This is a genomic window from Streptomyces sp. NPDC087859, assembly GCF_044742595.1.
Lineage (GTDB): Bacteria > Actinomycetota > Actinomycetes > Streptomycetales > Streptomycetaceae > Streptomyces > Streptomyces canus_F.
In genome coordinates this window covers 249221-263052 of record NZ_JBIUUU010000001.1, presented here as the reverse complement: position 1 = coordinate 263052, position 13832 = coordinate 249221, and the positions used below count along the sequence as shown (strand labels likewise).

The window sequence follows — 13832 nt, the reverse complement described above, 5'->3', positions numbered from 1 at the left end:
TCCGGCCGGTCACCAGCCGGTCAGCGGTGGAGTCGTCTCCGACGGCGGCTCCACCCAGGGCCGGGCCGTCACCGCCCACACGGCGAACGCGACGCTCGCCGCGAACATCAGGAACCACATCAGCCGCAGGGCTGCCCGCCTGCGCCGCAGCATGCGGCCGCCCCGGCGCACCACCTCGGCATGAAGCTCCGGCGGCACGGGCGGATGCGCCTGCTCCATGATGCGGCGTACGGCGGCTTCGCGTTCGGGCCGGTTCATGGCCGCTCCCTTCCCGGGCGGCGCCCCGCCCTCATGACGCCGCCACCTTCGCGCCTCCCACCGCCGGAGCGGGCCCCCGCGGGGGATGCAGCAGTGTCGCCGTCGCCCGGTCGCAGATCGTGCGGACGCGTTCCGTGGCGAGTCCGAGCAGGGCGGCCGTCTGTTCCTCGGCGACGCCCTCGTAGAGCCGCAGAACGAGAACGAGGCGCTCCTGCGGGGCCAGCGCGGCCAACGGGCTCGCGGGGTGCGGTCGGTGACCGCCCAGGCCGCCGTACTGGTGCCAGGCGCCGCGGGCGAAGCGGGTGGCCAGGTACTGGCGGGTGCGGTCGTAGGGGTCCTCGCCGCGCAGTCCGTCCCAGCACGCGTACGTGTGGGCGAGCGCCAGCGTCAGCAGGCGCCGCGCGCGGGGGTTGTCGTCCGGAGCCTCGGCCGTCAGAAGCGTCGCGGCATGCAGCAGCCGCCCGGAGGCGCCCGCGACGAACGCCTTGAACTCCCGGGCCCGGCGGGCGTCTTGGGACGCATGCCGTTGTCGCACCGCGCGCCTCCCGCCTGAGGGCGACCTGTGAGGGAACGGGACCCGCGCCATGTTCCGCATACGGAACCGTGTGCGAGTCGAGGACCCGGTCTCATATGAGGCCAGGGGTGGCCTTTCGGTCAAGGGCCGCGCACCCCTCGAGAGCCCCGCACCCGGGAAACGGGTGCGCCACGCGCGCGTGAAGGGCGGTCAGGAAGCTGACGGCGCGTCCGCGCCCGGCAGGCCCTGGGCCGCCATCCGGGAGGAGAGCGCGGTGTTGAAGCGCGTGAGGAGCGTGCAGAACGCCTCGCGCTCCTCCGGTGACCAGTCGTGTGTCAGCTCCGCCATCAACTGACGCCGCGAGGAACGTACTTCCTCCAGCCGCGACAGCCCGCGCGGGGACAGCTGGAGCACCACCGCCCGGCCGTCCTCCGGGTGCGAGGTGCGCTTGACGAGCCCGGTGTCCACGAGCGGCGCCACCTGCCGGGTGACCGTCGACGAGTCGATGCCCATGCTCGCGGCGAGCGCCTTGACGCCCATCGGGCCTTCCTTGTCGAGCCGGTTGAGCAGCAGATATGCGGCGCGGTCCATGGAGTTGCGCACCTGCCCGACCCCGCCGAGCCGGGTCTGTTCGGCACGACGGGCGAAGACCGCCACCTCGTGCTGCAGCGTGTCGAGGAGACCGGTGTCACCGACGGTCGTCATGTCCATCGACATTTCAGGTGTTGTGGGCATGGCCGGGGGCTCACTTCAGATAAGGGGTGCTGGGTTGGGGGACAGGGTACGCGGCCGGAAGGCGGGCCGTACCGGCGCTGCGGAAACCGGTCTCGGAGGTTGGTCACAGCGGCCGCTTGCGCCTGTGAACTGCGATGCTTGTGTCATGAGCTATGGCACGGCTGACTCCTTGCACTCCCTGCGGTCCGTCACCCTGGACGATGTGCGCGGCGCCCGGAAGATGCTCCTGGGGGTGGCGCGGGTGACCGCGATGGAGGGCAGCCGGCACCTGTCCCAGCTGGTGGGTTCGCCGGTGCACTTCAAGTGCGAGAACCTCCAGCGGACGGGCTCGTTCAAGCTGCGCGGCGCATACGTCCGGATCGCCGGGCTGCTGCCCGAGGAGCGGGCCGCCGGGGTCGTCGCCGCGAGCGCCGGCAACCACGCGCAGGGCGTCGCGCTGGCGTCGGCCCTGCTCGGCGTGCGGTCCACGGTGTTCATGCCGAAGGGCGCCCCGCTGCCGAAGATCAGCGCGACCCGGGAGTACGGCGCCGAGGTCCGGCTGCACGGGCAGGTGGTCGACGAGACGCTGGCCGCCGCGCAGGAGTACGCGGAGCGGACCGGCGCGGTGTTCATCCACCCCTTCGACCATCCCGACATCATCGCCGGTCAGGGCACCGTCGGTCTGGAGATCCTGGAGCAGTGCCCGGAGGTGCGCACGATCGTCCTCGGCATCGGCGGCGGCGGTCTCGCGGCCGGTGTCGCGGTCGCGGTGAAGTCGATCAGGCCCGATGTGCGGATCGTCGGCGTCCAGGCCGCGGGCGCGGCCGCGTACCCGCCCTCGCTGGCGGCCGGGCGCCCGGTGTCGATCGAGAACCCGGCGACGATGGCCGACGGCATGAAGGTGGGTCGGCCCGGCGATGTGCCGTTCGAAATCATCGGCGAGCTGGTCGACGAAGTGCGTACGGTGTCGGAGGACGAGCTGTCCGCCGCGCTGCTGCTGAGTCTGGAGCGGGCCAAGCTGGTCGTCGAGCCCGCCGGGGCGAGCCCGGTCGCGGCGCTGCTGAGCGACCCCGGTGCCTTCGAGGGGCCGGTCGTGGCGGTGTTGTCCGGCGGCAACGTCGACCCGGTGCTCCTGCAACGCGTGCTGCGCCACGGTATGTCCGCGCAGGGCCGCTATCTGGCCGTACGGCTCAGGCTGACGGACCGGCCGGGCGCCCTCGCGACACTTCTCGGGGCGTTGTCAGTGGCGGACGCTAACGTCCTCGACGTGAGTCACGTACGGACCGATCCGCGGCTCGGGCTCACGGAGGCGGAGGTGGAGCTGCACCTGGAGACGAAGGGTCCGGAGCACTGCGCCGAGGTCGGCCAGGCCCTGCGGGACGCGGGCTACACGGTCATCGACTGAGCCGCCGGAGCACCGAACTCCCAGCTCAGGAGCTTCTCCATCACTCGTCCGGGTAAGTCCATTGAGAGACGCGATACATCGCGTTATGGTGTGTCTCATGGCCGGATCACCGCCATCGCTCCGCCACCCATCCGGCGGAGAAAAACGCACAAACCTAGGCTTCTCGAAGAATCCCCGACGACGTGGAGACTCATATGCCAGGCGCCATCTATGCCGAAGGCCTGGTGAAGACCTTCGGTGACGTAAGGGCTCTGGACGGCGTCGACCTCGACGTGCCGGAGGGCACCGTCCTGGGCCTGCTCGGGCCGAACGGCGCGGGCAAGACGACGACCGTCCGCTGTCTGACGACCCTGCTGCGACCCGACAGCGGCAAGGCGGTCGTCGCGGGCCTCGACGTGCTCAAGCATCCCAACGAGGTGCGGCGCTCGATCGGTCTGTCCGGCCAGTTCGCCGCCGTCGACGAGTATCTGACCGGCCGCGAGAACCTCCAGATGGTCGGCCAGCTCTACCAGATGAAGGCCAAGGCCGCGAAGGTCCGGGCCGGTGAGCTGCTCGACCAGTTCCACCTCGCGGACGCCGCCGACCGTCCCGCGAAGACCTACTCCGGAGGCATGCGCCGCCGCCTCGACCTCGCGGCCGCCCTGGTCGTCTCCCCGCCCGTGATGTTCATGGACGAACCGACGACCGGCCTCGACCCGCGCAACCGCCAGCAGCTGTGGGAGGTCATCAAGCAGCTCGTCTCCGGCGGTACGACCCTGCTGCTGACCACGCAGTACCTGGAAGAGGCCGACCACCTCGCGCACGACATCGCGGTCGTCGACCAGGGCCGCGTCATCGCCCGCGGCACCTCCGACCAGCTCAAGGCCCGCACCGGCGGCGAGCGCGTCGAGGTCGTGGTGCACGAGCGCGAGCACATCCCGACCGCCCGGGAGGTGCTCGCCGGCTTCGGCAAGGGCGACACCACCGTCGAGGACCACACCCGCAAGCTCACCGTGCCCGTCACCGGCGGCGCGAAGCTCCTCGCCGAAGTCATCCGCGAACTCGACGCGCGCGGCATCGAGATAGACGACATCGGCCTGCGCCGCCCCACCCTCGACGACGTCTTCCTCTCCCTGACCGGCCACCACGCGGAGGCCGAGACGGAGGAGAACGGCGCGAGCGGAGCCGCCCAGGACGCCAAGGACCGGGGCCACAAGAAGGAGGCCGGCCAGTGAGCGCCGTCACCGACGCCGTACGCGTCACGCCCGCCACGAACCCGATCAGCCAGTCGATCCGGGACTCGCTGGTCGTCGCGAAACGCAACCTGATCCGCATGTCCCGGATCCCCGAGATGGTCATCTTCGGGCTCATCCAGCCGATCATGTTCGTGGTGCTGTTCAGCTATGTGTTCGGCGGCTCCATGAACATCGGCGGCACCACGGACCCCGCGGTCTACCGCGAGTTCCTGATGGCCGGCATCTTCGCCCAGACCGTCACCTTCGCCACCGCGGGCGCGGGCGCCGGGATCGCCGACGACATGCACAAGGGGCTCATCGACCGCTTCCGCTCGCTGCCCATGGCGCGCGGCGCGGTGCTGACCGGGCGGACCCTCGCCGACCTGGTGCAGACGGCGCTCACGCTGTTCGTGCTGGCGATGGTCGCCCTGCTGGTCGGCTGGCGCACCCACACCAGCGCCGGTGAGGTGCTCGGCGCCTTCGGTCTGCTGCTCTTGCTCGGGTACGCCTTCACCTGGGTCGGCGCCCTGATCGGACTCTCCGTGCGGACCCCGGAGGCGGCCACCTCGGGCGGGCTGATCTGGCTCTTCCCGGTCACCTTCGTCTCGAACGCGTTCGTGGACTCCAGCCAGATGACGCCCTGGCTGCGCCATGTCGCCGACTGGAACCCGTTCAGCGCCACGGTTCAGGCCTCCCGGGAGCTCTTCGGCAACCCGGGGGTCTCGACCTCCGACGCCTGGCCCATGCAGCATCCGGTGTGGGCGTCGCTGATCTACTCCATCCTGATCGTCGTCCTGTTCAGGACGCTGGCGGTGCGGAAGTACCGGTCCGCGACCGCGTGAAAAGACTCCGGGCGGTATGACGAAACCCCCGGCGTCGGTAAGACGCCGGGGGTCTGCCGGGGCAATGCGGGGTAAGGGAATCAGGCGCTGTAGGGCTCGGCCTTGAGAATCCTCACGGAGGCCTTCCTGCCGTTCGGCAGTTCGTACTCCGCGTCCTCGCCGACCTTGTGGCCGAGCACGCCGGAGCCCAGCGGCGACTGCGGCGAGTAGGTCTCGATGTCGGCGCTGGCGTATTCGCGGGAGGCGAGCAGGAAGGTCGTCGTATCGTCCTCGTCGCCGTCGAAGGCGATCGTGACGACCATGCCGGGCGCCACCGCGCCGTCAGCGGACGCCGGAGCCTCGCCGACCTTCGCCTTCTCCAGGAGCTGGGTCAGCTGGCGGATGCGGAGCTCCTGCTTGCCCTGCTCTTCCTTGGCCGCGTGGTACCCGCCGTTCTCGCGCAGGTCGCCCTCCTCGCGTGCGGCCGCGATCTTCGCGGTGACTTCCTCGCGCGCGGGACCAGACAGGTACGCCAGCTCTTCCTTGAGCTTGGTGTACGCCTCCTGCGTAAGCCAGGTGACGTCTTCGCTGGTCTGGGTCACAGGTGCTCCTCGTAGGTACTGGGAATACAAAGCATCGCCCTACCCAGAAGAATGTTCCTTCACGGATGGGCGAAACCACGAGCCTAACAATTCAGCGGCCCAAGGGGGAGGACATAAGCCATCAGAATCACATCGAAGCAGGTCAGCAAGTACGTAATGCGGACGAGGTCAGTCGGCGTGACAGCCGAGCAGCTCCGCGGTCGTGCCCGGTGACGTCGTACGCAGTGTGACGACCCTGTCGATGCGGGTGGCGTCCCCGTCGAAGCGGAAGTCGGCCCGGCCGACCTCGGCACCGCTCTCGGCCTGGGAACGCAGCGTGCAGTAGCCGCTCGCACCGGAGTCCTTGCGGACCTCCAGATGCACCTTCACGGCGTCCTTCTCCTGCTCGAAGCTGATCACCTCGGCGCTGATCTTGTTCTGGCCGACGTAGTGGTAGGCGAAATAACCCATCAGCGCGAGCAGCAGCGCCCCGAGAACGGCACCGGCGATCTTGAGCTTGCGGTCGGCGCGCTCGTCCGAGGAACGGCCGTAACGGCCCTCGGGCAGTCGCGTGCTCGCCGTGCTCATGATCGTCCTCCGGACACCGGAATTATTCGCCCCCCGATTCGGTCACTATAGAAGCGCCGATCGCCCCGGTTCACATCAGGGGCGCCGACTTACCAAGGATTGAGTCTTGACTGACCAGCTGCGACTGATGGCCGTCCACGCCCACCCCGACGACGAGTCGAGCAAGGGCGCGGCGACCATGGCGAAGTACGTGTCCGAGGGGGTGGACGTGCTGGTCGTGACCTGCACGGGCGGGGAGCGCGGCTCCATCCTCAATCCGAAGCTGCAGGGCGACAAGTACATCGAGGAGCACATCCACGAGGTACGCAAGAAGGAGATGGACGAGGCCCGCGAGATCCTCGGCGTCAAGCAGGAGTGGCTCGGCTTCGTCGACTCCGGCCTGCCCGAGGGCGACCCGCTGCCCCCGCTCCCCGAGGGCTGCTTCGCCCTGGAGGACGTCGACAAGGCGGCCGGCGAGTTGGTGCGCAAGATCCGCTCGTTCCGTCCGCAGGTGATCACGACGTACGACGAGAACGGCGGCTACCCGCACCCCGACCACATCATGACCCACAAGATCTCGATGGTGGCGTTCGAGGGCGCGGCGGACACCGAGAAGTACCCGGAGGGGGAGTTCGGCCCGGCGTACCAGCCGCGGAAGCTCTACTACAACCAGGGCTTCAACCGGCAGCGCACCGAGGCGCTGCACAACGCGATGCTGGAGCGCGGACTGGAGTCGCCGTACGGGGAGTGGCTCAAGCGCTGGAGCGAGATCGAGCGCACCGAGCGCACGCTGACCACGCACATCCCGTGCGCCGACTTCTACGAGATCCGTGACAAGGCGCTGATCGCGCACGCCACGCAGATCGACCCCGACGGCGGCTGGTTCCGCGTTCCGATGGAGGTCCAGAAGGAGGTCTGGCCGACCGAGGAGTACGAGCTCGCGAAGTCCCTCGTCGATACCTCCCTCCCCGAGGACGACCTCTTCGCGGGCATCCGGGACAATGCCTGACATGAGCGCAAGCGTGAGCCTGGCAATGACCCACTTCGCGACCTTCGCCAAGGAGGTCGACGAGGACAAGGTCACCCCCGGCGTCCTCGGTTTCATCGTCTTCGCGGCGATGGCCCTGGCCGTGTGGGTGCTGATGAAGTCGATGAGCAAGCACATGGGCAAGGTCGACTTCAAGGAGACCCCGGACCCGGAGGCCGGGTCCGAGGAGCCCTCGGCCGAGCCCAGGGCCCGCCAGAGCTGACGCCCGCGGGCGTGGGGGTGTGCGGCGGTCAGTTCCCGGCCGGTACCGCCACCCCCATCACCTCGCGGGCATGCCGGTTCGGGACCATGCCCAGGCGCCACGCCTGCCAGCCGGCTTCCAGATTCACTCCGCGTTCCAGCAGGAGCTGGTACGCCTCGACGTAGTCGTCGAGCTTCTCGTCCCGCAGCGGGTGGCCGCTCCGGCCCAGTTGCGACAGGTCCTCCTGAGCCACCGCCGTGCCGACCTCGACGCCGCCCGGCGCCGCGTACGGCAGCAGCGTGCAGCGCAGGAAGCGGGCCCAGTCCTCGCCGCGGCGGTCTCCGTAGGACGTGAACAGGCCGATCGCCTCGTCGCACAGCGACAGGGCCTGCTGGGTGCGGGTGTTGCCGGCGTCGACCACGGCCAGTTCCAGGCACGTCCATGCCTCGCCGTGGGCGACGCCGATGCGCTGGAAGTCCGCACGCGCGTCGACCAGGAGCTGGCGCGCGAAGCCGGAGTTCCGCAGCGAGCCGGTCTGTGCCGCGCGCTGGTCGCGCGTCACCCGGGCCGAGTGGTGGCGGGCGCAGGCCAGGCCGTACACGTCCCGCATCCGCGAGAACATGGTTCTCGACCTCTCCAGCTCCCGTACCGCCAGGTCCAGGTTGCCCGTCTCCTCCAGCGCCTGGCCCAGGTAGTACACCGTCCACGCCTCGCCACGGGCGTCCTCGTTGTCGCGATGCCGGGACGCCGCCTGGCGCAGGCCGTCCACCGCGGGGGAGGGGTCGCCGGCGACCAGACGGGCGCGGGCCAGCTGGGTCAGGGCCCAGGCCTCGCCACGGGCGTCGCGGGTGCGGCCGTACAGGTCCAGGGCGGTGCGCAGCTCGGTCTCCGCGCGGGGGACGTCGCCCATGCGCAGGCCCAGCTGGCCGAGCTGGAAGTGGGCCCAGGCCTCGCCGTGCACGGACTCGCCCGCGCGGTGCAGGACCAGCGATTGGGTGAGCAGCTCCATGGCCTCGCCCACCCGCGCCCGGTCGCGTTCCACCGCCGCCAGCGCGTGCATGGTCCAGGCCCGGTCGGTGGCCAGTGCGGGGGCCGCCTGGAGATCGAGGGCCTCGTGGAGCTTCGCCGCGGCCTCCGTCAGGTTGCCCTGGTGGTGCAGGGTGATGCCGAGGGAGCACAGGGCACGGGCCGCGCCCGCGTCGTGGTGGGCCTCCATGTAGAGGTCGACCACCGAGGTCAGGGTCGTGCGGGCCTTGTCCAGCTCGCCGAGCTGGCGGGCCGCGATGCCCGTACGCCACTGGACCGACCTCAGCAGCAGACCCTGGTCCACCGCCTGCGCCAGCTCGCTGATCTCGCCCAGGCGGTAGAGGTCGCCGCGCAGGAGGCAGTAGTCGCACAGGGCGCCCAGGAGGTTGAGCACCGCCCCCTGGTTCACGCCCTCCGCATGGCGCAGGGTCGAGGTGATGAAGCTCGACTCGTCGTCCAGCCAGCGCAGCGCCTCGTCCAGGGAGGTGAAGCCGTGCGGGCTGAAGCGGTCCGAGCGGGTCGACATGTTGCCGTCGACCAGGCGCAGGACCGAGTCGGCCAGCTCGGCGTAGTTCACGATGAGACGTTCCTGCGCAGAGTTGCGCTCGGCCGGTTCCTCCTCGTCCAGGAGGCGGGCCTGGGCGAAGGCGCGGACCAGATCGTGCAGGCGGTAGCGGTCGCCGCGGACGTGGTCGATCAGGCCCGCCCGGGACAGCGTGACCAACTGGCGGGTCGCCTCCGCCTGGTCGGTGGCCAGCAGCGCCGCGGCCGCCGCCGCGCCCAGGGACGCCCGGCCGGCCAGGGCCAGCCGTCGCAGCAGTCGCCGGGCGGTGTCCGACTGATCGGTGTAGCGCAGCCACAGCACCCGCTCGACCGGCTCCACCGGACCGTACGCCCCCAGGTCGGAGGCGAGCGCGCGCGGTGAGCGCGGGCCGAGGGACGAACCCGCGACACGCAGCGCCAGCGGCAGGCCCCCGCACAACTCCCGCACCCGGTCGGTCGCATCGGCGTCGTACGGACCCGACGCGTCCTGCGCCGCCGCCCCCAGCAACTCCTCCGCGCCCGCCGCGTCCAGCGCCTCGACCGGCAACTGGTGCACCCAGGCCGGCAGTTCGGCGGGCAGGTCCAGGGAGGTACGGGCGGTGACCAGGACCAGGCTGTCGGAGCGCTCGGGGACGAGGGTGCGGACCTGTTCGGGGTCCGAGGCGTCGTCCAGGACGATCGTCACCGGCAGCCCCGTCAGATGCTGGTGGTACAGCTCGCCCAGCCGCTTGACCTGCTGGTCCGGTGAGGAGCGCTCACGGAAGAGGAGTTGCTCGCGGGGCGCGCCCAGCCGGTTCAGCAGATGCAACAGGGCGTCCCGCGTCGACAGCGGCGGTTCCTCCGGGCTGTCGCCGCGCAGGTCCACGACGCACGCGCCGCGGAAGTAGTCCTTGAGATCGTGGGCCGCCTGCAACGCGAGGGCCGAACGACCGCTGCCCGAGGACCCGTGCAGCACCACCACCGTCGGCCGGGTCTCCGTGCTCGCCCGGGCCGCCTGCACCCACTGCCGGATCCGCCCCAGCTCCTGCCGCCGGCCCGCGAACGCGGCCACCGGTTCCGGGAGTTGACCGAACGACTGCTGCAGCACGTTCCGGCCGCGCGCCGCCGCGCTCTTGTCGGCGCCCTTCAGCCGGGGCCCCGTCTTCTTCGGCCCCGTCGAGGCGCTCAGCACCCGCTGCTGGTCGAGGAAGGGCCGGATGCCCCGCACCTCCAGCGCCGTCAGCCACGCCAGCCGCAACTGCTCGGGACCGCCCGGCTGTCCCACCGCGCCCGCCTGATGGTGCGCGGCCGGCAGATGGGTACCGGCGACCTTCACCACGGTCGCCGCGGCACCCACGACGCCGACGGCCGCGCCCGCACCGAGCGCCGTACCCGCGCCGGTACCGAGCGCCAGGTCCGTGACGACGGCCGCGAGTGCCGCGACGCCCGCCACCATCAGCGGAGTTCCGCCGCCCTCCTTCGCGTACCGCTGCCCGAAGGTGAGCCGGCCGGCCGCGGCCTCGTCCAGCGCGCGCGTGTAGGCCTCGTACTCCTCCGCGGCGCTCTGCGCCATGGCGTCCAGCGCCCCACGCCCTCGCGCCATCAGCACCGGCCCGTCGGTACGCCCGCCGGAGCGCCGCACCTCCTCCTCCACGGCCCGTGCCAACAGCCGCTCGGCGTCCGCCCGATGGCTGTCCCGCATGTCACGTCCCCCTCCGGTGACAACTTCCTTGTCTATGAGTGTCCTTCGGGGGAGCCGTCAATGCGAGAGGGCCGACGATCACCGAGTGCGAGAAAGACACAGGCGCCGGCGAGCGCGGCCTCCGCCACCGCACACGCCAGTGCCTGGGCGAGGGCGGAGCCCGGCGGTGCGGTGGTGATGTCGAACCAGGCGTCCAGTGCGGCGGTGGCGGCGGTCGCGGACGCCGTGAGATGTGCGCGTGGGTCACCGCGCAGGCCCAGCAACGCCGTGGCCGCACAGCCCGTGGCCATCAGGACGTCGAGGCCGATCCAGGCCAGCGACCAGTTCCTGACCTCCGTACGACTCGGCAGGGTCAGGGCGAGGACGACCATCCACGGCACGAGCAGGACGGCGGCGGAACCGAGCAGGACAAGCAGCCATTTGCTTCGCATGCGCCCACCGTAGATCGCAGAGAAAGTTCTGCAAAGAAAAGTCGGCAGACATCAGGGATGGCTCAGGGTTCTCAGGGTTACCGTGACTGCATGACCGACGGCCCGCCCGAGCTGACCAGCCTCGAACGCACCGCCCTCTACAAGTCCCTCGGCAACCCGCTGCGCCGCCGGATCCTCGAGTTCCTCGGCGAGCACGGCGAGGCGAACTCCACCGTGCTCGCCAGGGAGCTCGGCGAGAGCTCGGGCACGACCAGCTACCACCTGCGCAAACTCGCCGAGCAGCGGCTCATCGAGGAGATCCCGGAGAAGTCCGGCGGCCGCGAACGCTGGTGGCGGACCCTGCCCTTCCGCCACACCACCCCCGACCCGGCGACGATGACGGCCGAGGAGTACGCCGCCGCCGAGCACCTCGCCCTGCTGAAGATCGACGTGGACACGGAGCTCTTCCGCCGCGCCCACCAGGAGTACCGGGGCCCGGAGGGATGGGCCCAGGTCCAACGGCACGGCGGCTGGATGACCCAGGACGAACTCCACGCCTTCCTGCGCGACTACAACGCCCTCCTGGAGAGCTACAGCCACGCGCGCGAGGACGCCCCCGAGGGGGCGCGCCCGGTCTCCCTGCGCTTCTACGCCGTACCGGACGGCGTGGGAGAGTGGAACGGTGAACCGACTGGCCCATGAGACGTCCCCGTATCTGCTCCAGCACGCCGACAACCCCGTCGACTGGTGGCCCTGGTCCGACGAGGCCTTCGAGGAGGCCCGCAAGAGCAACAAGCCGGTCCTGCTCAGCGTCGGATACAGCAGCTGCCACTGGTGTCACGTCATGGCTCACGAGTCCTTCGAGGACCAGGAGACCGCCGACTACCTCAACGCCCATTTCGTGAGCGTCAAGGTCGACCGGGAAGAACGCCCCGACGTCGACGCCGTCTACATGGAGGCCGTCCAGGCCGCCACCGGGCAGGGCGGCTGGCCCATGACCGTGTTCCTCACCCCGGACGCCGAACCCTTCTACTTCGGCACGTACTTCCCGCCCGCGCCCCGGCACGGCATGCCGTCCTTCCGGCAGGTCCTGGAGGGCGTGCGGAGTGCCTGGAGCGACAAGCGGGACGAGGTCGCGGAGGTGGCCGGGAAGATCGTGCGGGATCTCGCCGGACGGGAGATCAGTTACGGCGACACCCAGGCACCCGGTGAGGAGGAGCTCGCCAAGGCGCTGCTCGGGCTGACCCGGGAGTACGACCCGCAGCGCGGCGGATTCGGCGGCGCGCCGAAGTTCCCGCCGTCCATGGTCCTCGAGTTCCTGCTGCGGCATCACGCCCGGACCGGCTCCGAGGGCGCGCTCCAGATGGCGCGGGACACCTGTGAGCGGATGGCCCGCGGGGGAATCTACGACCAGCTCGGGGGCGGGTTCGCGCGCTACTCCGTCGACCGCGAGTGGGTCGTGCCGCACTTCGAGAAGATGCTCTACGACAACGCCCTGCTCTGCCGCGTCTACGCCCATCTCTGGCGCTCCACCGGTTCCGAGCTCGCCCGCCGGGTCGCCCTGGAGACCGCCGACTTCATGGTGCGCGAACTGCGCACCGCGGAAGGCGGGTTCGCCTCCGCGCTCGACGCGGACAGCGATGACGGCAGCGGCAGGCATGTCGAGGGGGCCTATTACGTCTGGACGCCCGAGCAGCTCACCGAGGTCCTCGGGGCCCAGGACGCCGAACTCGCCGCCCAGTACTTCGGCGTCACCGAGGAGGGGACCTTCGAAGAGGGTGCCTCCGTCCTCCAGCTTCCGCAGCACGAGGGCGTGTTCGACGCCGGGCACATCGAGTCCGTGAAGGGCCGGCTGCTGGAGGCGCGGGGCCGGCGTCCCGCTCCCGGCCGGGACGACAAGGTGGTGGCCGCCTGGAACGGGCTGGCGATCGCCGCGCTCGCCGAGACCGGCGCCTACTTCGACCGGCCCGACCTCGTCGACGCCGCGGTCGGGGCCGCCGACCTCCTCGTACGGCTGCATCTCGACGAGCAGGCGCGGCTCTCGCGTACCAGCAAGGACGGTCACGCGGGCGCCAACGCGGGGGTGTTGGAGGACTACGCCGATGTCGCCGAGGGTTTCCTCGCGCTGGCCTCGGTCACCGGTGAAGGGGTCTGGCTGGAGTTCGCCGGCTTCCTGCTCGACCACGTCCTGGCACGGTTCGTCGACGAGGAGTCCGGCGCGCTGTTCGACACCGCCTCCGACGCCGAGCGGTTGATCCGGCGCCCTCAGGACCCGACCGACAACGCGGCTCCCTCGGGATGGACGGCTGCCGCCGGTGCCCTGCTCGGCTATGCCGCCCAGACCGGTGCCGAGCCCCATCGCACGGCCGCCGGGAAGGCCCTCGGGGTCGTCAAGGCGCTCGGTCCGCGGGTGCCGCGGTTCATCGGGTGGGGGCTCGCCGTCGCCGAGGCGCTGCTCGACGGGCCGCGGGAGGTCGCCGTCGTCGGGCCCGCGCTCGACGACCCGGGCACAAAGGCCCTGCACCGTACGGCACTTCTCGGCACCGCCCCCGGGGCCGTCGTCGCCGTCGGGGCGACGGGGAGTGACGAACTGCCCCTGCTCGCGGACCGACCTCTCGTGGGCGGTGAACCAACCGCGTACGTCTGCCGTAACTTCACCTGTGACGCTCCGACGACCGACCCGGACCGGCTGCGCGCGGCGCTGAACGGCTGAAACGCCGTTACCCGGCAGTCATCCGGTGTTCGGATTCGCCCCTAAGGCACCACACTTCTCCGAAACACACTATTTATGGGAACAGATCCGTCTGTTCACAGATCACCCATAACCTCTCCACAGTGATCGCGGCGGATGTAACTGACCGTCGTGACA

14 protein-coding genes are annotated in these 13832 nt (G+C 70.6%); 7 read left to right on the top strand and 7 right to left on the bottom strand.

Annotated elements, in window-relative coordinates; translation table 11 throughout:
* Window positions 1-9 precede the first annotated feature (9 nt).
* From ACIOHP_RS01230 to ACIOHP_RS01220, 3 genes are all read right to left on the bottom strand, one after another.
* Window positions 10-258 (bottom strand): hypothetical protein, encoded by a 249-nt coding sequence (locus ACIOHP_RS01230; protein ID WP_351680126.1) that lies wholly within the window; start codon window positions 256-258, stop codon window positions 10-12.
* Window positions 259-289: 31 nt separating this feature from the next.
* Window positions 290-793, bottom strand: coding sequence for a sigma factor-like helix-turn-helix DNA-binding protein (locus ACIOHP_RS01225; RefSeq protein ID WP_361480333.1), 504 nt, complete (start codon window positions 791-793; stop codon window positions 290-292).
* Between the two features lie 189 nt (window positions 794-982).
* A complete protein-coding gene (locus ACIOHP_RS01220) occupies window positions 983-1489 on the bottom strand; it encodes a MarR family winged helix-turn-helix transcriptional regulator (protein WP_307037223.1) in 507 nt (168 codons plus the stop codon).
* Window positions 1490-1652: 163 nt separating this feature from the next.
* Between ACIOHP_RS01220 and ilvA the strand changes: the two genes are divergently transcribed.
* The 3 genes from ilvA to ACIOHP_RS01205 all read left to right on the top strand — a co-directional run bounded on the left by ilvA (window position 1653) and on the right by ACIOHP_RS01205 (window position 4947).
* On the top strand, window positions 1653-2891 hold the full coding sequence (ilvA, locus tag ACIOHP_RS01215; protein ID WP_361548567.1) for a threonine ammonia-lyase: 1239 nt from the start codon (window positions 1653-1655) through the stop codon (window positions 2889-2891).
* Between the two features lie 194 nt (window positions 2892-3085).
* Window positions 3086-4105, top strand: a complete 1020-nt coding sequence (locus ACIOHP_RS01210) for an ATP-binding cassette domain-containing protein (protein ID WP_401882189.1) — start codon at window positions 3086-3088, stop codon at window positions 4103-4105.
* Window positions 4102-4947, top strand: coding sequence for an ABC transporter permease (locus ACIOHP_RS01205; RefSeq protein WP_361548573.1), 846 nt, complete (start codon window positions 4102-4104; stop codon window positions 4945-4947). Before ACIOHP_RS01210 ends, ACIOHP_RS01205 begins: the two co-directional genes overlap by 4 nt.
* A gap of 80 nt (window positions 4948-5027) precedes the next feature.
* On the opposite strand, the gene greA is transcribed toward ACIOHP_RS01205, so the two are convergent.
* On the bottom strand, window positions 5028-5528 hold the full coding sequence (gene greA, locus ACIOHP_RS01200) for a transcription elongation factor GreA (RefSeq protein ID WP_401882186.1): 501 nt from the start codon (window positions 5526-5528) through the stop codon (window positions 5028-5030).
* A 168-nt stretch (window positions 5529-5696) separates the two neighbouring features.
* Complete coding sequence (locus tag ACIOHP_RS01195) at window positions 5697-6095, bottom strand: DUF4307 domain-containing protein (RefSeq protein ID WP_361548579.1); 399 nt, start codon at window positions 6093-6095, stop codon at window positions 5697-5699.
* 127 nt (window positions 6096-6222) lie between these two features.
* Here ACIOHP_RS01195 and mca point away from each other — a divergent pair, with 127 nt between their 5' ends.
* Window positions 6223-7083 (top strand): mycothiol conjugate amidase Mca, encoded by an 861-nt coding sequence (gene mca / locus ACIOHP_RS01190; protein ID WP_361481339.1) that lies wholly within the window; start codon window positions 6223-6225, stop codon window positions 7081-7083.
* On the top strand, window positions 7076-7324 hold the full coding sequence (locus ACIOHP_RS01185) for a hypothetical protein (RefSeq protein WP_361548582.1): 249 nt from the start codon (window positions 7076-7078) through the stop codon (window positions 7322-7324). The genes mca and ACIOHP_RS01185 overlap by 8 nt, the downstream gene beginning before the upstream one ends.
* Window positions 7325-7352: 28 nt before the next feature.
* Here the strand turns inward: ACIOHP_RS01185 and ACIOHP_RS01180 are convergent, their stop codons facing one another.
* The gene (locus ACIOHP_RS01180) at window positions 7353-10553 is read right to left on the bottom strand and encodes a tetratricopeptide repeat protein (protein ID WP_401882182.1); all 3201 of its coding nucleotides are present in this window, start codon (window positions 10551-10553) and stop codon (window positions 7353-7355) included.
* 32 nt (window positions 10554-10585) lie between these two features.
* Window positions 10586-10984 carry a hypothetical protein gene (locus ACIOHP_RS01175; RefSeq protein WP_361548588.1) on the bottom strand — a complete coding sequence of 133 codons (399 nt, stop codon included), beginning with the start codon at window positions 10982-10984 and terminating at the stop codon, window positions 10586-10588.
* Between the two features lie 90 nt (window positions 10985-11074).
* On the opposite strand from ACIOHP_RS01175, the gene ACIOHP_RS01170 reads away from it, so the two are divergent.
* Together ACIOHP_RS01170 and ACIOHP_RS01165 are read left to right on the top strand one after the other, a co-directional pair.
* Complete coding sequence (locus ACIOHP_RS01170) at window positions 11075-11665, top strand: ArsR/SmtB family transcription factor (RefSeq protein WP_401882179.1); 591 nt, start codon at window positions 11075-11077, stop codon at window positions 11663-11665.
* Entirely contained in the window at window positions 11646-13676 is a 2031-nt protein-coding gene (locus tag ACIOHP_RS01165; protein ID WP_401882176.1) for a thioredoxin domain-containing protein, read from the top strand. Before ACIOHP_RS01170 ends, ACIOHP_RS01165 begins: the two co-directional genes overlap by 20 nt.
* The last annotated feature ends 156 nt before the right edge of the window (window positions 13677-13832 follow it).